At 65.0% G+C, this 19,820-nt stretch carries 16 protein-coding genes; 8 read left to right on the forward strand and 8 right to left on the reverse strand.

The annotated features are described in order from the left end of the window. Nucleotides 1-93: 93 nt before the first annotated feature. Nucleotides 94-1,251, reverse strand: a complete 1,158-nt coding sequence (locus tag MXB53_RS05855; protein WP_248896432.1) for a glycosyltransferase family 2 protein — start codon at nucleotides 1,249-1,251, stop codon at nucleotides 94-96. Nucleotides 1,252-1,483: 232 nt separating this feature from the next. On the opposite strand from MXB53_RS05855, the gene MXB53_RS05860 reads away from it, so the two are divergent. Then, nucleotides 1,484-2,407, forward strand: a complete 924-nt coding sequence (locus tag MXB53_RS05860; RefSeq protein ID WP_248896434.1) for a glycosyltransferase family protein — start codon at nucleotides 1,484-1,486, stop codon at nucleotides 2,405-2,407. A 33-nt stretch (nucleotides 2,408-2,440) separates the two neighbouring features. Here MXB53_RS05860 and MXB53_RS05865 read toward each other — a convergent pair whose 3' ends face one another. The 3 genes from MXB53_RS05865 to aglG form a co-directional block, all read right to left on the reverse strand. Then, nucleotides 2,441-3,688, reverse strand: coding sequence for a glycosyltransferase family 4 protein (locus tag MXB53_RS05865; RefSeq protein ID WP_248896435.1), 1,248 nt, complete (start codon nucleotides 3,686-3,688; stop codon nucleotides 2,441-2,443). Nucleotides 3,689-4,000: 312 nt separating this feature from the next. Continuing rightward, a complete protein-coding gene (locus MXB53_RS05870) occupies nucleotides 4,001-4,534 on the reverse strand; it encodes a class I SAM-dependent methyltransferase (protein WP_248896436.1) in 534 nt (177 codons plus the stop codon). Between the two features lie 217 nt (nucleotides 4,535-4,751). Continuing rightward, nucleotides 4,752-5,699, reverse strand: coding sequence for a glucosyl-dolichyl phosphate glucuronosyltransferase (gene aglG, locus MXB53_RS05875; protein ID WP_248896438.1), 948 nt, complete (start codon nucleotides 5,697-5,699; stop codon nucleotides 4,752-4,754). Nucleotides 5,700-5,824: 125 nt separating this feature from the next. Here aglG and MXB53_RS05880 point away from each other — a divergent pair, with 125 nt between their 5' ends. Both MXB53_RS05880 and MXB53_RS05885 read left to right on the forward strand, forming a co-directional pair. Then, complete coding sequence (locus tag MXB53_RS05880; RefSeq protein ID WP_248896440.1) at nucleotides 5,825-9,031, forward strand: oligosaccharyl transferase, archaeosortase A system-associated; 3,207 nt, start codon at nucleotides 5,825-5,827, stop codon at nucleotides 9,029-9,031. Nucleotides 9,032-9,037: 6 nt separating this feature from the next. Continuing rightward, nucleotides 9,038-9,985 (forward strand): DUF368 domain-containing protein, encoded by a 948-nt coding sequence (locus MXB53_RS05885; protein WP_248896442.1) that lies wholly within the window; start codon nucleotides 9,038-9,040, stop codon nucleotides 9,983-9,985. A gap of 166 nt (nucleotides 9,986-10,151) precedes the next feature. Here MXB53_RS05885 and MXB53_RS05890 read toward each other — a convergent pair whose 3' ends face one another. Then, nucleotides 10,152-10,715 carry a class I SAM-dependent methyltransferase gene (locus MXB53_RS05890; RefSeq protein ID WP_248896443.1) on the reverse strand — a complete coding sequence of 188 codons (564 nt, stop codon included), beginning with the start codon at nucleotides 10,713-10,715 and terminating at the stop codon, nucleotides 10,152-10,154. An 85-nt stretch (nucleotides 10,716-10,800) separates the two neighbouring features. On the opposite strand from MXB53_RS05890, the gene MXB53_RS05895 reads away from it, so the two are divergent. The 3 genes from MXB53_RS05895 to MXB53_RS05905 are packed head-to-tail and all read left to right on the forward strand — an operon-like array spanning nucleotide 10,801 to nucleotide 11,573. Continuing rightward, nucleotides 10,801-11,007 (forward strand): HEWD family protein, encoded by a 207-nt coding sequence (locus MXB53_RS05895; protein ID WP_248898075.1) that lies wholly within the window; start codon nucleotides 10,801-10,803, stop codon nucleotides 11,005-11,007. A gap of 6 nt (nucleotides 11,008-11,013) precedes the next feature. Then, the gene (cutA, locus tag MXB53_RS05900) at nucleotides 11,014-11,346 is read left to right on the forward strand and encodes a divalent-cation tolerance protein CutA (RefSeq protein ID WP_248896445.1); all 333 of its coding nucleotides are present in this window, start codon (nucleotides 11,014-11,016) and stop codon (nucleotides 11,344-11,346) included. Further along, entirely contained in the window at nucleotides 11,343-11,573 is a 231-nt protein-coding gene (locus tag MXB53_RS05905; RefSeq protein ID WP_248896447.1) for a hypothetical protein, read from the forward strand. Before cutA ends, MXB53_RS05905 begins: the two co-directional genes overlap by 4 nt. Before the next feature lie 126 nt (nucleotides 11,574-11,699). Here the strand turns inward: MXB53_RS05905 and MXB53_RS05910 are convergent, their stop codons facing one another. Next, complete coding sequence (locus MXB53_RS05910) at nucleotides 11,700-12,374, reverse strand: phosphoglycolate phosphatase (RefSeq protein WP_248896449.1); 675 nt, start codon at nucleotides 12,372-12,374, stop codon at nucleotides 11,700-11,702. 89 nt (nucleotides 12,375-12,463) lie between these two features. On the opposite strand from MXB53_RS05910, the gene MXB53_RS05915 reads away from it, so the two are divergent. Both MXB53_RS05915 and aglM read left to right on the forward strand, forming a co-directional pair. After that, nucleotides 12,464-13,672, forward strand: a complete 1,209-nt coding sequence (locus MXB53_RS05915; protein ID WP_248896451.1) for an FAD-dependent oxidoreductase — start codon at nucleotides 12,464-12,466, stop codon at nucleotides 13,670-13,672. A gap of 49 nt (nucleotides 13,673-13,721) precedes the next feature. After that, the gene (aglM, locus tag MXB53_RS05920) at nucleotides 13,722-15,035 is read left to right on the forward strand and encodes a UDP-glucose 6-dehydrogenase AglM (protein ID WP_248896453.1); all 1,314 of its coding nucleotides are present in this window, start codon (nucleotides 13,722-13,724) and stop codon (nucleotides 15,033-15,035) included. Between the two features lie 11 nt (nucleotides 15,036-15,046). Here the strand turns inward: aglM and MXB53_RS05925 are convergent, their stop codons facing one another. Then, the gene (locus MXB53_RS05925) at nucleotides 15,047-16,324 is read right to left on the reverse strand and encodes an RNA-guided endonuclease InsQ/TnpB family protein (RefSeq protein ID WP_248896455.1); all 1,278 of its coding nucleotides are present in this window, start codon (nucleotides 16,322-16,324) and stop codon (nucleotides 15,047-15,049) included. Between the two features lie 278 nt (nucleotides 16,325-16,602). After that, the gene (ileS, locus tag MXB53_RS05930; RefSeq protein WP_248896457.1) at nucleotides 16,603-19,791 is read right to left on the reverse strand and encodes an isoleucine--tRNA ligase; all 3,189 of its coding nucleotides are present in this window, start codon (nucleotides 19,789-19,791) and stop codon (nucleotides 16,603-16,605) included. Between the last annotated feature and the right edge of the window lie 29 nt (nucleotides 19,792-19,820).

A 19,820-nucleotide genomic window follows, 5' to 3' on the forward strand; every position in this document is an offset into this window, starting at 1 on the left:
ATCCGAGCGGATTGCGGATATAAGTTATCGTGTGCAGCGGGTCTCGAGTGAATTTCCGGAACTGCAGTCACGACCACGACGCTCCCGTTTGACTCAGGAGTTTCTGTTCGCGTACCATCGCCGGATTCGCTCGTCGATTCCCGACGGCAGGATTCTTGCGACGAAGTGATACCAGACACGTAGCGATTTACGCGGGATCAGCCCCTCTTGTACGTCGCGTTTAAGCGAGTCGATTGGCAGGGGAAGTACGACTAAATAGTAGATGTATCGCCGCCGAAACGCGCGCGATTGCCATATATCTTCGAGTGATCGTACATCCCCGTTTAGCGCGGCGTGTTTCAGCGGTGCAAGTGCGGTATCCTTCTGGAGGGTCGCCCACGCCGCGAGTTGCGCGGCAAAACGGGTTTCCACGCGCGTGAACAGGTCCTTGCTCTTCTGGTCGCGTAGTATTTCGTCGACTGCCTTCATTCGATACTGTTGCAACTGGACACGAAGTTCCAAATCGGACCAGTCGAAGTCGCTCCAGAAGCGGTGTTCTCCCTCGTATTGGTAATGGTCGACGAGACAGAGATGGCGGGATGAGAGAATCGCCCGACCATTGACCATCGCTTGAATCAGCAACACGTTGTGAATATACAGCGATCCGAAATATTCCTCCGCCGCTTCGAGGTCGATGGCCGAGCGTTCGAGGATGATTCCGCCGATGTAGTTCCGTCGCCACGTATGGTTGGCGAACGGATGCGGAATACGGTTCACGAAGGCAGCGAGCGAATCGTAGCCGGTCTCACACTCCTGCATCAGCGGAACGGACTCGTCCCAGTCGTACTGCTCGTCGTCGACAGGTCCATATCCGGCGACGATACTGCTGAATTCGATGGTCGGATTCTCGATCAGGCTGAGTGCCCAACGAAGGTTCTCGCTGACGATTTTATCTTCATCTGCCAGCGGCATGAGATATCTCCCTCGAGCGAGCGTGAGACAGCGAAAGAGGTTCTTCTCATACCCGATATTCGTCTCGTTTTCGAAATAACGGAGCCGTTCGTCGTCGAAGTGGTCGATAGCTGCACGCGTGTCGTCATCCGATCCGTCGTCGCAGACGACGAGTTCTACACCGCCGTGGTCGAGTTCGAGGACGTGCCCGATGACTTTTGCCAGGCGCTCGGCGTTGTTGTACGTCGGAATACAGATGCTCAACGCGACGCCGTCTTGCTCCGTTGATTTCCGTGACGATTGACTGCGTGTGGCTGTCATCGTGATAGTTAATCGCCGGAGAGACTCGACACGGTTGCTGTGACGGGTCTGCACCGACGAGATGTGAAGTATATCTCGGGGGTCGATTAAAAGTTCCTTTCGCCGGGCTGCGTGCTGTGGGATGGGACACCCCCAGAAAATAGCTACGACTATCAGATCACGCGAGTATCGTCTCCCAGAACCGCACGCAGATCGACGAAAGGACTAAATCTTGGTCAATAAAATCCGAACCATGTCCGACGGATTCGATCTGCAAACTCCCGTCGCGCTTTTCGCTTATAACAGACCCGACTATACGCGGCGAGTGCTTGAACGGATCCGCGAGGCCGACCCTTCGTGTCTCCTGTTCGTGGCGGATGGTCCCAATCCAAACGACGAGACGGATCGACGGCGCACCCAGGCCGTGCGCGACCTCGTTTTGGAGGATTCATTTTCGTTCGAAGTCAAATGTGAACTTGCGGACGAGAACATGGGCCTGAAGCGTCGTTTTTCGACCGGGTTAGACTGGGTGTTCGACCAAGTGCCGGAAGCGATTATTCTTGAGGATGATATCCTTCCCGAGATGGACTTCTTCCGGTACTGTCAACTCCTTCTGGATCGATTTCGTGACGACGACAGGGTTATGGAGATAACCGGCCGGAACCAGCTCGAACAGTGGCAGAGAGACGATTATGACTACCACTTCTCGTACTACGGCGGCATCTGGGGATGGGCGACGTGGCGGGATGCGTGGGACGAGTTCGATCCCGAAATGAGGTTGTGGGCCAACCCAACAGTTCGTGACCGAATCCGCGACCTCGTCTCCGATCCTGAGCAGTTCCGGTATCTAGAGCGAGTGTATGACAGCACCGCTGCGGGTGAGACTGAAAGCTGGGCGTATGCGTGGGGATTCGCTCGCCACCTCAACAGCGGTCTCTCCGTCGTCCCGTCCCGAAATCTCGTAGATAATATCGGGTTCGGCGAGAAGTCGACGAATACACAGAACGTGGGAAGCGGCTTCGTGGGAAAAGAGACGTTCAATTTGGACTTTCCCCTGAACCATCCGCCGTACGTCGCCGTTGATCAGGAATACGATGACCGGTTCCATCGATTGCGGCCCGCGAGATGGAAGGTTATGCCTGGGATGCATTATTTGACCGAAGCGCTCGGACTGTAGTGGTGTGGACCACAGAAAACGGAGTCGACTCGATCAGATAATCTGCTGCCGATAGAGATCGAGATACGCGCCGGCCACCTTCGATTGCTCGTAGCGCTCGACGGCGTGGTCCCGCGCAGTCGTCGACATCCGAGTCCGGTCAGCTACGTCCAACACCCACTCAATTCCACTCGCCAGCCCGTCCGCCTCGTACGGCTCCGCCAACCACCCCGTCTCCCGATGATCGACAATATCTTTCGGCCCCGTCGCGTCGAACGCCACCACGGGCGTCCCACACGCCAGCGCCTCTGACACCGTCTGCCCGAACCCCTCGTAGCGCGAGGGGACGACCATCACGTCGGCCGCCGAGTAGAGCAAGACGAGACTCGGGTCGTCGTGGAGGTAGCCGACGTAATGTGTCGGGAAGCCGAAGTCTGGTGGGTCCTCCGGTTCGTTGGCACCGAAAACGACGAGTTCGACGTCCTCTAGCTCCCCCGAGAGCGACTGCAGCGCGTCCTGCAACAGGTCCGCGCCCTTCCGGTGGTCGCCCATCGGGTCGACGGCTCCGAACAATACCAGCCGTTTGTCCTCGGGCAGGTCGAAGAAGTCCCGGCCCAGTTCGGGGTCGCGGGGACGATAGGTGTCCGTATCGAGGGCGTTCGGAATCACCTCGATACGTCGGTCTCCGAACAGCGAACTTCGGCGCGCCTGGTCGGCCAGCCACGTGCTCGGCGCGACGATGGTGAGATCCAGGTCGTCCCAGTGGCGGTGTTTGCGGTGCCAGGTGAGTCTGGAGAGGTCGAACACCGAGTCGGAGCCGAGTTGCGGACACGACCCACAGCGCTCTTCGAAGCGGTCACAGCCATCGGCGTAGTGACACCCGCCGGTGAGCGCGGCCATGTCAGGCAAGCGCCAGACGACGGGACGGTCAAGCCGACCGATGGTCCGCACCGAGAGCGTTCCGCGCCACACCCAGTTCAGATGGACCACATCGGGGTTCACTTCGCGTATGCGTTCGAGTTTCCGCTCCGGGAGCCAGTTGATGCCGAACCCGCTCGACTGGCCGTAGAGACGGAGGGGGAGCATGTCGACGTGCGGTCGGGCGAGACTCCAGGCGCGACCGAGTGTCGATTCGGGACCGATAATCGTCGGGTCGTCAGTGGATTTCTCTTGGACGAGCATCCGAGAGTCGACGCCGATGCGGCGGAGACCGTGGTGGATGCGCTTGGTCGCCGTCGCCGACCCGCCGGTGTCCGACGCGTTGACGAGCAAGGGCTGAACGTCGGCGGCGCTGTCCGTCACGGCCGCCACCTCGATCCGTCAGCCATCAGCGTCGGTGTCGGCGGATACATCGGTTCGGGATGGACCGGGTGTGTGGAAAAACGTTCTCCCTCCGGATTCGCCTCTCCACCGGCACCAACATGACCAGTGGTTACACATCTACGTTCTTTGCCGCCTGAAGGCGGTCCTTTCCACGGATTGGCCCACAATGCCCCCGTCGACGACGTGCACGATTCGGACGAGGACGCACGTGTCGGAGTATCGCCGGAACGCTCCTCCACAGTTTCTCCCTGACAGTAAGAATATTGTATTCCTCGACGGTCGATCACCCGGTCAGATATCCAGACAGTTTTCGTCTCGATAGAGGATGCCCGTGCAGGATTCGGTCAGTCGCTGTGCCTTCGGCCCGACAAACGGGAGTGCGCGGAACCCCGCGTCCCGAAAACGCGCCCAGTCACTGTCGTCCCACCGTTCGAAGTCGTCGAGAATGACGACGCCGTGATCCGTTATCGCCTCTAGAGTTGGGCCCACGCAACTCTGCCGAACGCGGCCATCGATGACGACGATATCGAACGATCCGTGGGCCGTCACTTCCGATGCGTAGTCATCGAGGTCCGGTTCATATACGACGGTTAAATTCGACGGGGAACGCTCTTGCATCGCCGTGGCCCACTCCTTCGAGTCTTCGACGGCGACTACCTCCTTGACGCGGTCGCTGTACCACAGCGAAGAGTGACCGCTCCCGAATTCGAACACGCGAAACTCGGTCCGGGTCCGAGGTTCGATGAAATCGATCGTGGGATACGTGTACCACGGAATCGGCTCTCCGTCTTGGTCAACGGGGGCACCGACCTCGTTGCTCCGCATCCAGCCCTTCGTTCGGAGATAACTGTTATCCGCGTAGTACCACCGTATCAGTGGGTGTGAGTCGAGAACGGACCGAATCGAGTCCTGAACGATATCAGGGAGAGAGTGATACACGCGCGTCGGATCTATCATCGGCTACGCTGACCATCTCGAGCACAGAATCTATATCCTTCGGCTTCGAGCGCCCCGCCTCCGATAACCATAATATCGCCGTAGACTACTCCACAACAGTCTCCACTTTCTCCAACAACCCCGGCGTCACCAACGCATACAGATACCCTAGCCCCACGGCCCCCGTAAACACGAATATCGCCAGAATCTGCAACACCGCCGCCAGCGACGGCTTCGTCATAACACCTTTCGCCCGGCGCGGCACCCGGTCCAGAAACAGGAAGCGGAGATAATCCGTCTCGTCGCCGTCCTCGTCGGGATACAGCAGGTCCATCACGCGCTTCGAGTATCCTTGCCAGAACGAGCGCGCGACGAGCCAGTCGAACTCGCCGCGGTAGTCGAACAGCTTGTGCTCCACCACCGCGTCGTCGGTGTAGATGACGCCTTGCCCGGTCAGGTCCTTGATTCGGATGCAGACGGGCGCCTCGTGGGCCTGGATGTGCTTGTCCCCGCGGCGCCCCGTATGCGTGTCGTAGCCGCCGGCCTCCAGAAACACGTCGCGTTTGAACGAGATGTTCGACCCGTAGGTGTTCCGCACTTCCTCGCCGTCCTCGGCGAACCCGGGTTCGACACAGCCGACGAGCCAGTAGAACTCCTCCGGGAAGAAATCGGGGCGGTCGGTCTGCCAGTCCGGTCGCACGTCGCCGCCGACGGCGACGGCGTCGGTGTCCTCGTACACCGCGACCAGATTTGCCACCCAGTCTTCGTGGGCAACGGCGTCGTCGTCGAGCATCGCCACCACGTCCCCGGAGGCGAGTTCCGCGCCCTTCGTGCGCGAGTAGGAGATGCCACGGTTCTCCTCGTTGTTGTGACAGACGACGCACTCGCGGTCACAGAAATCGTCCTGCACGCGCTCGTAGACGGCGCCGTTGCCGTCGACGACGAGGACGACCTCGACGGGGTCGTACGTCTGGGCGAGGACGCTTTCGACGGCTTCGGTGAACGCGTCGTACCGTTCCATCGCGTACGTACAGACGACGACCGACACCTGCATGGGCCCGACGTACCGCCGAGTCGCGAATAAGCCTTCGGTTGTGACGGGACGTATCGGCGCTGATAGCGGTTGTGGCCGTCGGTAGATAACAAGGTTTATGCCGATAATTCAAGTCCGTTTGGCCAATGAGCGACGATCAGAGACAGGGGTCCTCGTCGGTCGCAGACCTCTTTTTCAACTGGTATCACGTCCCCGCGCTCGTCCTCGTCGTTGCGACGATGCTCGCTATCCGCCTGCAGGCGTATAGCAACTTCATCCGCGACGGGACAGTGTACTTCTCGGGGAATGACGCCTGGTATCACCTCCGTCAGGTCGAGTATACGGTGCGGCATTGGCCCTTCACGATGTCGTACGACCCGTGGACGAACTTCCCGTACGGCACGAACGCGGGGCAGTTCGGCACGCTGTACGACCAGCTGGTCGCCACCGCGGCGCTGGTCGTCGGCCTCGGCAGCCCGTCACAGGAACTCGTCGCGAAGACGCTGCTGGTCGCCCCGGCCGTGTTCGGCGCACTGATCGCCGTGCCGGTGTACGCCATTGGCAAGCGGTTCGCCGGGCGCGCGGCCGGCCTCTTCGGGGCCATCGTCCTCCTGCTCCTCCCGGGGCAGTTCCTCCAGCGCGGCCTCGTCGGCTTCGCCGACCACAACATCGCCGAACCGCTCTTCCAGACCATCGCCGTGCTCGCGCTGATGATTGCCATCGCGGTCGCCGTCCGCGAGAAACCGATTTGGGAACTCGTCGTCGACCGCGATATGGACGCCCTCCGACAGCCACTCATCTGGAGCGCGCTCGCGGGCGTCGCGGTCGCCCTCTACATGTGGGTGTGGCCGCCGGGTGTCCTGCTCGTCGGCGTCTTTGGCGTCTACCTGGTCTACCAGCTTACGAGCGACTACGTTACTGGTGGCTCGCCTGAACCCATCGCGTTCGTCGGCGTCGTCTCGATGGTCGTGGCCGCGGTGCTGATGCTCGTGCAGTTCGACACGGTGTCGTTCGGCGCCACCGACTTCTCCCTCCTCCAGCCCGTCGTCGCGCTCGGCGTCGGCGTCGGCGCGGCCTTCCTCGCCGGGCTTGCACGCCTCTTCGACGACCGCGCGATCGATCGTACCTACTACCCGCCGGCGGTCGTCGGCCTCATCGCCCTCTCCCTCGGCCTCATCGCGGTCGCGCTCCCGTCACTGTTCGGGACGATCCAGTCCAACGCCCTCAGCTTCATCGGCTTCAGTGCCGGCGCCGGTCTTCGAACCATCTCCGAGGCGCAGCCGTATCTCTCACCCGACATCCTCCAGCAGAACCGCATGACTGCGACCGGGCGCATCATGGCCGACTACGGCTTCACGCTCTTCACGGGCGTTGCGGCCGTCATCTGGCTGGTCGCGAAACCGCTGCTCCGTGACTGGGAGACCGAACGCGTCGGCTACGTGTTCGGCTCGCTCGCGATCCTGGGACTGCTCTTCCTCGTTCCCGGCCCGTTCCAGGCTGTCGCCGACGCGATCGGTGTGGTCTCCGAACTCGTCGGCGTCGCGATCGTCGCGGCCATCCTCTTTGGCGCCGTCATCCAGACCAACTACGACAGCGAGAAACTCCTCTTCGTCGTCTGGGCGGCGTTCATGACCTCTGCTGCGTTCACGCAGGTCCGGTTCCACTACTACCTGGCACCGATCGTCGCCATCGCGAACGCCTACCTCCTCGGGGAGATCCTGACGTATCTCGACTTGCGCGTCCCCTCCTTCGACGCGCTGCGCGACCTGCAGGGATACCAGGTGCTCGCGGTGCTCGCGGCCGCGATGCTGATCATCACGCCCGTGCTCCTCGTGCCGATAAACGTTCGCAACACGGGTAACGCCGACTTCGACCAGAGTAGCACCGCCTGGGAGACAGCACAGGGGACTGGCCCTGGTGCGGTGACGGAGTGGAACGACTCGCTCAACTGGATGGAGTCGAACACGCCCGCCCCTGGCACCTTCGGCGGTGCGAGTGAGGAAATGGAGTACTACGGCTCCTACGACCAACCGTCGGGGGGCGACTACGACTATCCGGCCGGCGCCTACGGCGTCCAATCCTGGTGGGACTACGGCCACTGGATCACCGTCCGCGGTGAGCGCATCCCGAACGCCAACCCGTTCCAGCAGGGGGCGACCGACGCCGCGAACTTCCTGCTCGCGCCCAACGAGTCGGCCGCACAGAGCGCCCTCGGCGAGCGCGACACGGAGGCGGCGGGCACCCGGTACGTGATGGTCGACTGGCAGATGGTCAACCCGTCGTCGAAGTTCGGCGCTCCGGTCGTCTTCTACGACGCGTCGAACGTCTCCGCGTCGGACTTCTACAACCGCGTGTACGCCAGCGACCTGCGCGGGAGCTTCCCCGTCCGCACCCAGCGCTACTACGAGAGCCAGATGGTGCGGCTGTACGCCTACCACGGGAGTTCGGCACAGCCCCAGCCGATCGTCGTCGACTGGGAACAACGGCGCGTCGAGACCCAGAGCGGCGAGACGATCACCGTCCGAGCGGGGCCGCAGGACCAACGAACGGTGCTCCGACAGTTCGACAACATGTCCGCGGCGGAAGCCTACGTCGAAAACGACAGCACGTCACAGATCGGTGGCGTCGGCCACTATCCCAGCGAGCGTGTGCCAGCGCTCGAACACTACCGGCTGGTGCAGGTGAGCGAGTCGAACGCGTCCAGTTCCTCGCAGTACTCGCTCTCGGCCCGCCGCGCCTTCGCCATGACGGGCCTCCCGCCGTCGTCGCAGACGCTCTACGAGCCCTCGTGGGTGAAGTCCTTCGAGAAGGTGCCCGGCGCGACCATCACGAGCGACGGACTGCCGCCGAACACGTCGGTCCGCGCGTCGGTCCCGATGCGCGTTCCGGCGACCAACGAGACGTTCACGTACACCCAGCAGACGCGGACGAACGAGGACGGGGAGCTGACGATGACGCTTCCCTACTCGACGACGGGCTACGACGAGTACGGGCCGTCGAACGGCTACACGAACGTGAGCGTCCGGGCGACGGGCCCGTACACGCTCGAGTCGGCGCTCGCGAACGACAACGGCTCGCTCGTGCAGTATCGCTCCCAGGTGAACGTGAGCGAAGGTCGGGTCAACGGCGACATCGAGGGCACGCGGGAGGTGACACTGGAGCAACGCAACCCGCTCCAGAACCTGTCGCTCGGCGGCGGTAACGAGTCCGAATCGATCGACCCCGACGCGTCGATCACGGAGACGACCGCTGATTCCGCCGATGACACGTCGAGCACGCCCGACGGTGTGTCAGGAAGTACCGACACGCGGACGGCGTTCGACGCTCCCCGCGTCGCCGTCGCTCGGAACTAACGCCGCATGGAACGGCGCCTTCGCTCCCTGCTCGTCGTCGCTCTCAAGGGACTCTGTATGGGCGCCGCCGACGCCGTCCCCGGCGTCTCCGGCGGCACCATCGCGCTCATCACGGGGATCTACGAGCGCCTGATCGCAGCCATCACTGCGGTCTCGCCGGCGCGGATCGGCCGCGTTCTCGCTGCACCGCTGCCGGGCCGGCGCGCCGACGCGCGGGCGGCGTTTCTCGAGATCGACGGCTGGTTTCTGCTCGCGCTCGGTACCGGCATCCTCACCGCCGTCCTCGTCGTGACGCGGCTCCTCCACGTCGCGCTCGCGGACTCCCCGGTCGTCACCTTCGGCTTTTTCTTCGGCCTGATCGCCGCCTCGGCCGTCGCGCTCGCGGACCAGGCGTCGCTCGATACGCCCGGGCGGATCGGCGCCGGCATCGGCGGGTTCTGTCTCGCTTTCTTCGCGTCGAGTCGCGCCGGCGCAGCCCTCCCGTCGTCGCCGCTGGTCACCGTCTTCGTCGGCGCAATCGCCATCAGCGCGATGGTGTTGCCCGGCATCTCGGGGTCGCTCATCCTGGTCATCCTCGGTCAGTACGAGTTCCTCGTCGAACGGCTGACGGCCTTTGTCGACGCCCTCCTCGGTCTGTTCGTGGGCGGGACGGTCGACGCCGTCGTCGACCCCGCGACGACCGTCGTCGCCTTCGGCGTCGGGGGCGTGGTCGGCCTCCTCAGCGTCGCCCACGCCGTCCGCTGGGCGCTCGCCCACTACCACCGGGCGACGCTCACCTTTCTCGTCAGCCTGGTCGTCGGCGGCCTGCGCGCCCCCGTCGTCGAGGCCGGCGAGGGACTGACCGCCGGGTGGTCGACCGATCCGCTCCTCGCGTTCGCGGGGGCGGCAGCCGTCGGCGCCGTCGTCGTCCTCGCGCTCGAACGGTACACCGAGGGCATCGCGGAGCCGGTCTGACCGTCATACTGTCGGCTGTAAGTCGTTCAACGATTTCGCCACCCGGGGTGGTGAATATCTTGATCCAGTTACAGCCGGCAGTATTATACGGTTTATTGTAAGTCAGTACCGGTGGTTCGCTGGATCGCCTCCGCGAACCACCGGTAAATAGTTACAATAATCCGTATCAGCCGTCGAGACGCGCCACCGTCACGAACGTCTCCGGCCGGGTCTCGGCGCGGTCGATGGCGAACCCCGCCGCTCGCTGGAGGCCCACGGCGTCGTCGAGGCCGTACGTCTCCCCGCGCGGTGGACCGGCCTCGCCCGCACCCTCACGGTCCCAGTCGACGATGGCGAGTCGCCCGCCGGGCCGGAGCACGCGGGCCACCTCCTGCAGGGCGTCGGCGTTCCCGAACTCGTGGAAGGTGAACGTCGAGACGGCGGCGTCGAGTTCGCCCGTCGCGAAGGGGAGGTCGGCGGCGTCGGCCGCGACGAGCTCGACGTTCTCGGGGACGCCTTTCTCGCGGTAGTGGTCGTGCATCACGGTCTGGACGTCGACGGCGAACACCGTTCCGGCGTGGGGGGCGAGATCGTCGGTGTAAAACCCGGTGCCACTGCCGAGGTCGGCGAGCACCGCGTCCGACTGCGGTGCGACGAGGGCGTGGAGTTCCTCGCGCGAGCAGTGGCGATACCGGGCGGCTGCATCCTCGAGTTTCGCCGCCTGATCGCTGTCGAACGTGTGAAAGCCCATACCACTGGCTGTCGCCGCGGCACGAAAAAGACCGGCTGTATGAGATAGGGTTAAATCCCCACCGTGTGCTATCCTCACCATGACCATGGACATACGCATCCGAAAACCGACCGTCCGGGAGTGTGAGAAATGTGGCCGTCGCGAACGCTGGAACGACGCGACGGGCACCTGGCGTCTCGACACCGACGACGAGGGCGACCGCATCGCCGGCGACGTGTACTGCATCCACGAGTGGGACATCAACGGCACGTTCGTCCCCATCGAAACCGACGACGCCGACGCCGAAGCGTAACTGTAGATGCCCGACGACCCGTCACCGCCCGTCACGGTCTACGTCACCGTCCCGCGCGAGGACGCGTCCCATCTGGCGCGACGGCTCGTCGACGAGCGACTGGCGGCCTGTGTCAACGTCGTGGACTGCCAGTCCGTCTATCGATGGGACGGCGACGTGACGGCCGACGACGAAGCGATTCTGCTCGCGAAAACCACCGACGGACGGTACGACGAGATGGTCGACCGCGTCGGCGAGTGGCATCCCTACGATGTGCCCTGTATCGAACGGCTCCCCGTCGACGGCGCCCACGAGCCCTTTTCGGCGTGGTGTAGCGAGGCGGTCGAGCGTGATGGATGATTCCCTGGCGACGCCTCGGTCTGTACGCCGGCGGGACGATATCGCTGGGCGGTCTCGCGTTCGCAGCCGCTTTTATCGGCCGACGCACCGCCGATCCGATCGCCGCCCAGTTCATCACCCCGTTCACGATCTGGACGAAACTCGGCGGGATCGCCGCCGGACTGCTCGTTCTCCTCTTCGGATTGGCGATTATCGGCCTGGCAGGGCGGCTGACGGACGGGGAGTGAGTCCGCAGTCCGCGGACTGTGGAAGGTCGTCGCCGACGACGCGCAGGAATCCGGCGATGACGACGCCGAGGACGGGGAACAGAACGCCCACATAGCGACTCGTCTCGAGACGATGGCGGACGGGGATCATCGGTCGCGACACGCCGCCAGGGCTTCGAGCGTTCCGTCTAGGTGGGCGCCCTCGGTCACGTGGTCGGCGGCGTCGCGCGCCCGGTCGTCGGCGTTCGCCACTGCGTAGGATTCGCCCACCACCTCGAACGTCGAGACGTCGTTCTCGCTGTCGCCGACGGCGACGAAGTCCGCGGGTTCGAGGGCGAGCGTCTCGGCGACCGACCGGACGCCGTCGCCTTTCGCCACGCCCGGGAGTTTGAGGTGGTAGGCGTAGCCCGTATCCACCAGTTCGACGCCGAACTCCTCGGCGACAGCCCGGAGCAGCGCTTCGTCGGCGTCGTACCGAACGGCGACTTCCGTCTCCCGCCAGCGGTTGACGGTGTCGGCCCGGCCCCAGCCCATCTGCCCGCCGCGCTCGACGAACGCCCGCGCCGCGTCCGCCGCACGACTCGCGTCGTCGACGGTCACCCGCACCTCGTCGTCGGCACAGACGATGCCGCCGTGTTCCGCGACGACCCGTTCGGAGATGTCCATGAAATGACAGAGTGCGACGGGGTAGGGGAACGCCTTCCCCGTCGCGAGGACGATCGGGGCCTCCCATTCGCGGAGCGCGTCGAACGCCCGGGGATCGATCCCGCCGTCGGCCCGCGTCAGCGTCCCGTCGATGTCGAGTACGAGCGGCGGCGCCATACGCCATCCCAGCGGGGCAATCGCCATAAACGGCGCGTCATGCGCCGGCCATCGACGCCGTCAAGGCGGCACGCGCTGACCCACCGACCATGCACGAGACGACCGTCCTCGTCGTCGGCGGCGGCGCGACGGGCGTCAGCGTCGCCCGCGACCTGGCGCTTCGCGATATCGATGTCACCCTCGTCGACCGCGACGCCCTCGCGGCCGGCACCACCGGCCGGTCGCACGGCGTCCTCCACAGCGGCGCGCGCTACGCCGAGCGCGATCCCGACGACGCCGCCGACTGCCTCGCGGAGAACCGGCTTCTCCGCGACATCGCCGCCGGCTGTCTCGACGAGACGGGCGGCTACTTTCTGCAACTCGCTGCCGACGACCCCGCGTACTTCGAGCGCAAGCGCGCCGCGTGTGCGGATCTGGGGATGGCCGTCGAGACGCTGTCAGGCGACGAACTCCGCGAACGGGTGCCGGCCGCGAGCCCCGCCGTCGAGCGCGCCTTCGCGGTCCCCGACGCCGTTGTCTCGCCCGCCCGCCTGGTCGTCGCGACGGCCGCCGACGCCCGGGACGCCGGCGCGCGTCTCTACGCTCATTCGCCGGTCGAGGCCATCGATGTCTCCGGGGGCCACGTCGACACCGTCGCCGTGGGCGGCCGCCTCGACGCGATGGTCGACGCCGAGGTGGTAGTGAACGCCACCGGACCGTGGGCCGAGCGCTGTGCCGCGCTCGCGGGGGTCGACGTGCCGATGCAGCCGACCTGTGGCGTGATGGTCGCCGTCGAAAACCCGGGTGTCGGCACGGTGCTCAACCGGTGTCGCCCGCCCGCGGACGGCGACATCGTCGTTCCGCGTGGCGACGAGGCGGTCCTCGGCACCACGAGCGTCGCCGTCGACGACCCCGACGACTTCGAGCGCCCGCGTGCGGCCGTCGAGCGCGTCCTCTCCGAGTGTGCGGCGATGTGTCCCGCCCTCGCCGAGAGAGCGGTCGAGCGGACGTACTGGGGCGTCCGCCCACTCTACGCGCCCGACGAGGCGGTGCGCGGGGACGCCCGGAGCATCTCCCGCGGGTTCGCCCTCCTCGACCACGCCGACGCGGGCGCGGCCGGCTTTGTCACCGTCGTCGGCGGGAAACTCACGACCGCTCGGAAGATGGCCGCGGCGACGGCGGATCACGTCTGTGAGCGCCTGGGGATCGATCGGGCGTGTCGCACTGCCGAAGAACCGCTCCCCGGCGCCGACGACCCTGCGCGCCTCGACGCCCTCGTCGCGGAGTTCACCGTCGATGCGCCTGCCGATGGCCGGTGACCGCCGTACATCCGAATCCTCTTTGCCTCACAGTCTCACCGCGTAGGTGATGAATATCGGTATCGTCGGTAGCGGCTACGTCGGAACGACTGTCGCGGCCTGTCTCGCCGACTTCGGTCACGAAGTCATGACCGTCGATGTCGACGAGTCGACCGTCACGGCGCTGAACGAGGGCGAGGCGCCCGTCTCCGAACCCGACCTCGGCGGCCTCCTCGACCGGTACGCCGGATCGACACTGTGGGCGACGACCGACTACGACGATCTGGTCGATTTCGGCGCCGAGGTCGTCTTCCTCGCACTCCCCACGCCCGCGAACGAGGACGGCAGCATCGACACCACGTACGTCGAGGCCGGCGCCGAAGCGCTCGGCGAGGTGCTCGGCGATCTCGACGGCTATCCCACCGTCGTCGTCAAGAGTACGGTCACGCCCGGCACGACCGAGGACGTCGTCGGGCCGGCGCTCGAACGCACGTCGGGCTTGCGGGTCGCCGAGGACTTCGGCCTCGCGATGAATCCCGAGTTCCTGCGGGAGGGCAGCGCCGTCGCCGACTTCCAGAACCCGGACAAACTCGTCTTCGGGACGAGCGACGACGGTGACCGCGCGCTCGACGCGCTGGAAGCGGTGTACGCGCCGATTCTGGACGCCCAGGACGTGCCCGTCGTCCGGACGGGCCTCCGCGAGGCGGAGCTGATCAAATACGCCAACAACGCCTTCCTCGCGGCGAAGGTCAGCCTCATCAACGACATCGGAAACATCTGCAAGGAGTTCGGCGTCGACGCCTACGAGGTGGCCGACGCCATCGGCCTCGACGACCGCATCAGCGAGCAGTTCCTCCGGAGCGGCGCCGGGTGGGGCGGCAGCTGCTTCCCGAAGGACGTCTCGGCCATCGTCGCCGCGGCCCGCGAGCAAGGGTACGACCCCGAACTCCTCCAGGCGGCCATCGACGTGAACGACCGCCAGCCCCAGCGCATGCTCGACCTGATGGACCAGCACGTCGATGTCGAGGGGGAGCGCGTGGCCGTCCTCGGCCTCGCGTTCAAGCCCCATACGGACGACGTGCGCAACTCGCGGGCGATCCCGATCGTCGAGGGCCTGCAGGAACGCGGTGCGGACATCATCGCCTACGATCCCAACCCCGCCGCCGCCGACAACATGCGCGAGCGGTTCCCCGACGTGGAGTATCTCGCCTCGCCCTCGCCGACGCTCTCGGGCGCGCACGCGGTCCTGATCGTCACCGACTGGCCCGAGTTTTCGGACCTCGACCGTGAGTTCGACCTCATGTCCGAACGGGTCGTCATCGACGGCCGGCGCGTCGTCGACCGCCGCGAGGGCATCACTTACGAAGGGTTGACCTGGGAGTAAACTACCCCACCCTACTCGCTCACGGCTTCGCTGTTCGCTTCGTTGAGGGTGGGGCTTTCGCGTGGACTCCTGCTCTGGCCGGGATCTCCGGCAGGAGGGTCATACGCTCCGTTCGCGTTCAACGTCCCGCGATTCAAGCGCACGCCTACGGGTGCGCCTCCGCCGTCTCCAGTTTGGTTACGGCGGAGATACCGCAGTCCAATGTTCTTGGCGGCGTTGTAGTCCGCGTGGTTCTCGTAGCCGCATTTCAGGCACTCAAAGTCCTCGGCGTCGCGGTTGTCTGGATGCGTGAACCCACAGTGCGAGCAGCGACGTGACGTGTTCTCCGGATCCACCTGATCCACATCGATGCCGCGGAGTTCGGCCTTATATTCGACGTACTCGTATACCCGCTCGAAGGCCCACTTATGGCCCCACGACGCACCGGAAAGTCGGTCACGGATACCAGTCAACTTCTCAAAGGCGATGACCGTACAGCCAGTTTCGGCGGCTTCTTCGATGATGCCGTTCGCAATCCGGTGGAGCATCAGTTTGAAGCGCCCCGTCTCTTTCCGACCGACCGACTGGATATTCTCGTGAGCGTGGTGCGATCCACACTGCTGGAGTGACGCCCGCCGCTTTTCGTACTCCCGTCGCCAGTGGTCGAACTCATGCCCACTCCAGAACGTCCCTGTCGAAGTGACAGCGAGTTGGTTCACGCCGAGGTCAACGCCGAGGACTGTGCTGTGCCCGGTCGTTGCCTGTTCCGGCGTGCCGGTCTCCATCTCCGTCTTTGTTCGGAGATGAAGGAACCACTCGCCGTCTCTGTAGTGGAGTTCTGCGCCTGTCACCTCGTAGTCGTCGTTGTCGAGATACCGGCTGTGAGGTGTATCGCGTTCGTTTTCGGGCAGGACGTACTCGATCTCGATGCGCCCGTCAACGGTTGCCAGCGACACGTACTCGTCGTGGAAGGTCGCACACCGCTTGTCGTACACCACAGTCGGCGTCGAGAAGTGTGGTTTGCCAGCGTCCTCACCTTGCTTCCAGCGAGCGACGACGCCCTGTACGGCATCGGCGGCCTTGTTGCGAGCGTTCTGGACGAGGTTTGCGTGCAAACGCGTCTGTTCACGCACCTCATCGTAGGTTTCTGCCTGCAACTGGGCCTTGCTCGTGGTCTTGTATTCGCCCTGCCAGGCGTGGTCTACGACGTAGTTGGCGGCCCACAGAAACTCATCGACTGTCTCGCGGAGAAGTGCGGCGTCGTGACTGCCTACGTCGAGTTTGACTGGGACAGTGCGCCGCACCCCCATACGTCAGATGTCTGCCGGGTGGTTTATTAGCGTTGGGGAGAAGGGGACGGCTACAGTCCGTGGACGGTTGGGGAGTTGTCGGCTTCCTCTCCGGCCTACTCGCGTCGTCCTTCCGTCCGGCGTCGGAAGTCCTTGCTCCTTGAGGCCGGAGGCTTCGCCTCGAAACCGCTGATAGGTGCTCTCAGCGGTCGTCGAAGATGCTCGCCGCGAATCGCTAGGCAGTTGCGATACTCTCTGATCGGTTGCCCGTCGCGAGGAAAAACGAAACCGGCGCGCGCTTACGCCGTCTGTTCTGCGTCCAACTGCTCGATACCGATGGTGACGGCGACGCCTTCGACGTCCCACTCTTCGACTAAGTCGTCGGCGTCGGCGTCGAACGCCGCGGTTCGTGTCTCCTCGGCGATCAGGTCGCGGTGGCGGTCGACCAGGTCGGCCACCCGGTCGTCGTCGATGTCGATGCGCGTCCGGATGCGCTCGTCGACGTCCAGGTCGAGTCGCTTTCGCATCTCCTGGATCCGCCGGACCACGTCGCGGGCGTACCCCTCGGCCTCGATGTCGTCCGTGAGCGACGTGTCGACGTAGACGGTGCCGCTGGCGCTCTCGTCGCCACCGTCGATGTCGGCGTCGAACTCCGCGCTCGCGACGTTCTCGGGCGGTTCGGCGCGGAACGACACCATCTCCTCGGTGAGGTCGTACTGCTCGCCGTCGACCGTGACGGCGTAGGGCGTCTCGTCGCCGTCGGCGAGTTCGTCGCGGCGGCGCCCCTTGATGGCGGCCATGACCTCCTGGGCCTCGCCGCCGAAGGCGGGACCGATGACGCCCATCTCGGGTTCGGCGCGTTCGACGAGTTCCTCGAAGGTGTCGGTCACCTCGACTACTCGGGTGTTCACTCGGGCGCCGAGCAGCGAATCGAGCGAGCGGACGGCGTCGGCGACGCGGTCGTGCTCCGTCTCGACGACGACGCGCGGGACGGGCCAGCGGAGTTTGCGGCCGCCCTGCTGACGGGCGTTCGCCGCCGCCTCCTCGACGGCCCGGAGGACCGTCATCTCGGTTTCGAGCGCCGGGTCCCGCCACGCCTCGTCGACCGCCGGGTGGGCGAGTTGGTGGACCGTCGTCGCGTCGCCGTCGAGATGCTGGTACATCTCCTCGGCGAGGTAGGGCGTGACCGGTGCGAGCAGGCGTACCGTTTCATCGAGCACCGTCGCGAGCGTCGCGTAGGCGCCGAGCTTCGACGCGGAGTCCTCCGCCTCCCACATGCGCTCGCGGATGGCCTTGACGTAGAACCGCGAGACATCATCGGTGACGAACTCCAGGACGGCGTTCAGCGCGTCGTGGACGGCGTAGTCGTCCCACGCCTCGTTCACCTCGGCTTTGACCGACTGCAGGCGCGAGAGCACCCACTCGTCGACGACGGTCAGTTCCCCGTCGTCCAGGCTCGCGTCGGCGGGGTCGTAGTCGTCGAGATGCATGTACTGCAGCGGGAACCGGAAGACGTTCCAGAAGATGTTGAGCGTCGACTGCATCTCGCCGAGGCCCTCCCACTCGAAGGAGAGGTCAACGCCGTGCTGGTCGTGCGAGAGGAGGTAGGCGCGAAGCGGGTCGCGGCCGAAGCGGTCGATGGCCTCCTCGGGCGTGACGATGTTGCCCCGCGATTTCGACATCTTTCGGCCCTCGCTGTCGTTGACGAAGCCGTGCATCACGACTTCGTCGTAGGGAATCTCGCCGAGGGCGGCCGTTCCCATCCCGAGCTGCGACCAGAACCAGCCGCGGGTCTGGTCGTGGGCCTCGACGATGAGATCCGCGGGCCAGAGGTCGTCGAACCGCGACTCGTCGCTGGGGTAGTCGAGGGTGCCCCAGGTCGCCACCGAGGAGTCGATCCAGACGTCGAACACGTCCGGCACGCGCTCGTAAGTGGTGCCGTCCTCCGTGATAGTGAGGGGGTCGACGCTCGGCCGGTGGAGGTCGACCGACTCGGGGTCGATGTCCTGGTCGGCGCGCTCCGCGAGTTCCTCCCGCGTGCCGACGACGAGGATGTCCTCGGCGCTCGGGTCGGGGTCGTCCTCGGGCACCCAGACGGGGAGCGGAATCCCCCAGTAGCGCTGCCGGGAGACGTTCCAGTCCGGCGCGTCTTCGACGAAGTTCCGGAAGCGACTGTCCCGCGCCCACTGGGGGTGCCACTCGCTGTCGTCGATGTTGTCCAGCAGGTCGTCTTTGACGTCGGTGACGGTGATGAACCACTGATCCGTGGCGAGATAGATGATGTCGGTGTCGCACCGCCAGCACTGGCCGTAGCGATGGGAGTGAGTCCCCGACGCCAGGAGACGGCCCTTCGCGTCCAGGTCGTCGATGATGTCGCCGTTGGCGTCGCGGACGAACTGGCCCGCGTACTCGCCGGCCTCGTCGGTGAAGGTGCCGTCGCCGGACACTGGCGAGAAGACGTCGAGGCCGAGTTCCTGGCCGCGCTCGAAGTCCTCCTGGCCGTGGCCGGGCGCGGAGTGGACGAGACCCGTCCGGTCGGCCTCCACATAGTCCGCCGCGTACACCTGGCCGATGCCCTCGCCGGCGGCGTGGTCGGGGACCTCTTCGGCGAGGGGGTTGTCGTACTCCCAGCCCACGAGTTCCTCGCCTGCGTACTCCGCGACGACCTCGTAGTCGTCGTAGCGCCCCTCGCGCAGGACGTCCTCGACGCAGGGTTCGGCGATGTAGAGTCGCTCCGTCTCGCCGCCTTTCGTCGCGTCGACGGCCTGATACGTCATCTCGGAGTCGACAGCGACGAACTCGTTTGCGGGGATGGTCCACGGCGTCGTCGTCCAGATGACGAGTGACCCCTCGCGGTCCTGCAGAGGGAACTTGACGTAGATCGACGGTGACTCGATTTCGTGGTACTCCACCTCGTTGTCGGCGATGGCCGTCTCACACCGCGGACACTGGTTGACCGCGCGTTTGCCCCGCTCGACGAGGCCGTTCCCGTGGACCTGTTTGAACGCCCACCACGTCGCCTCCATGTACTCCGGCGAGACGGTGCGGTAGGGGTCGTCCCAGTCCATCCACGCGCCGATGGACTGGAAGTCCTCGTCCATCTTCTCGCGATTGCGCTCCGCGAATGACTTGCACTCCTCGATGAAGGCCTCCATCCCGTACTCCTCGATGTCCTTCTTGGAGTCGAAGCCGAGTTCCTCCTCGACTTTCACCTCGATGGGCAGACCGTGCATGTCGTAGCCCGGGCGGTCGGTGACGTCGTAGCCCTCCATCCGCTTGTAGCGAATGATGGCGTCTTTCAGCGTCTTGTTCCAGGCCGTCCCGAGGTGCATCTGCCCGCTCGTGTACGGCGGCCCGTCGACGAAAAAGAAGGAGGGGTCGTCGGCGTGGGCCTCCTTCGTGGCCGCGTACGCGTCGTGTTCGTCCCAGTACGCGTTCACCGAGGACTCGACGTCCTCGGGCGTGTACTGGTCACTGATCTCGTCCATACCCGACCCTATCCCCGTGCGTATATCAA

It is taken from the genome of Haloplanus sp. XH21 (genome assembly GCF_023276355.1).
GTDB lineage: Archaea > Halobacteriota > Halobacteria > Halobacteriales > Haloferacaceae > Haloplanus > Haloplanus halobius.

What these genes read in the sequence shown, in the direction of transcription:
- ileS (WP_248896457.1), bottom strand. Translation starts at nt 19,791, where the DNA reads ATGGACGAGATCAGTGACCAGTACACGCCCGAGGACGTCGAGTCCTCG.
- MXB53_RS05885 (WP_248896442.1), top strand. Translation starts at nt 9,038, where the DNA reads ATGGAACGGCGCCTTCGCTCCCTGCTCGTCGTCGCTCTCAAGGGACTC.
- aglG (WP_248896438.1), bottom strand. Translation starts at nt 5,699, where the DNA reads ATGCAGGTGTCGGTCGTCGTCTGTACGTACGCGATGGAACGGTACGAC.
- MXB53_RS05915 (WP_248896451.1), top strand. Translation starts at nt 12,464, where the DNA reads ATGCACGAGACGACCGTCCTCGTCGTCGGCGGCGGCGCGACGGGCGTC.
- MXB53_RS05925 (WP_248896455.1), bottom strand. Translation starts at nt 16,324, where the DNA reads ATGGGGGTGCGGCGCACTGTCCCAGTCAAACTCGACGTAGGCAGTCAC.
- MXB53_RS05855 (WP_248896432.1), bottom strand. Translation starts at nt 1,251, where the DNA reads ATGACAGCCACACGCAGTCAATCGTCACGGAAATCAACGGAGCAAGAC.
- aglM (WP_248896453.1), top strand. Translation starts at nt 13,722, where the DNA reads ATGAATATCGGTATCGTCGGTAGCGGCTACGTCGGAACGACTGTCGCG.
- MXB53_RS05880 (WP_248896440.1), top strand. Translation starts at nt 5,825, where the DNA reads ATGAGCGACGATCAGAGACAGGGGTCCTCGTCGGTCGCAGACCTCTTT.
- MXB53_RS05860 (WP_248896434.1), top strand. Translation starts at nt 1,484, where the DNA reads ATGTCCGACGGATTCGATCTGCAAACTCCCGTCGCGCTTTTCGCTTAT.
- MXB53_RS05905 (WP_248896447.1), top strand. Translation starts at nt 11,343, where the DNA reads ATGATTCCCTGGCGACGCCTCGGTCTGTACGCCGGCGGGACGATATCG.
- MXB53_RS05870 (WP_248896436.1), bottom strand. Translation starts at nt 4,534, where the DNA reads ATGCGGAGCAACGAGGTCGGTGCCCCCGTTGACCAAGACGGAGAGCCG.
- cutA (WP_248896445.1), top strand. Translation starts at nt 11,014, where the DNA reads ATGCCCGACGACCCGTCACCGCCCGTCACGGTCTACGTCACCGTCCCG.
- MXB53_RS05890 (WP_248896443.1), bottom strand. Translation starts at nt 10,715, where the DNA reads ATGGGCTTTCACACGTTCGACAGCGATCAGGCGGCGAAACTCGAGGAT.
- MXB53_RS05910 (WP_248896449.1), bottom strand. Translation starts at nt 12,374, where the DNA reads ATGGCGCCGCCGCTCGTACTCGACATCGACGGGACGCTGACGCGGGCC.
- MXB53_RS05895 (WP_248898075.1), top strand. Translation starts at nt 10,801, where the DNA reads ATGGACATACGCATCCGAAAACCGACCGTCCGGGAGTGTGAGAAATGT.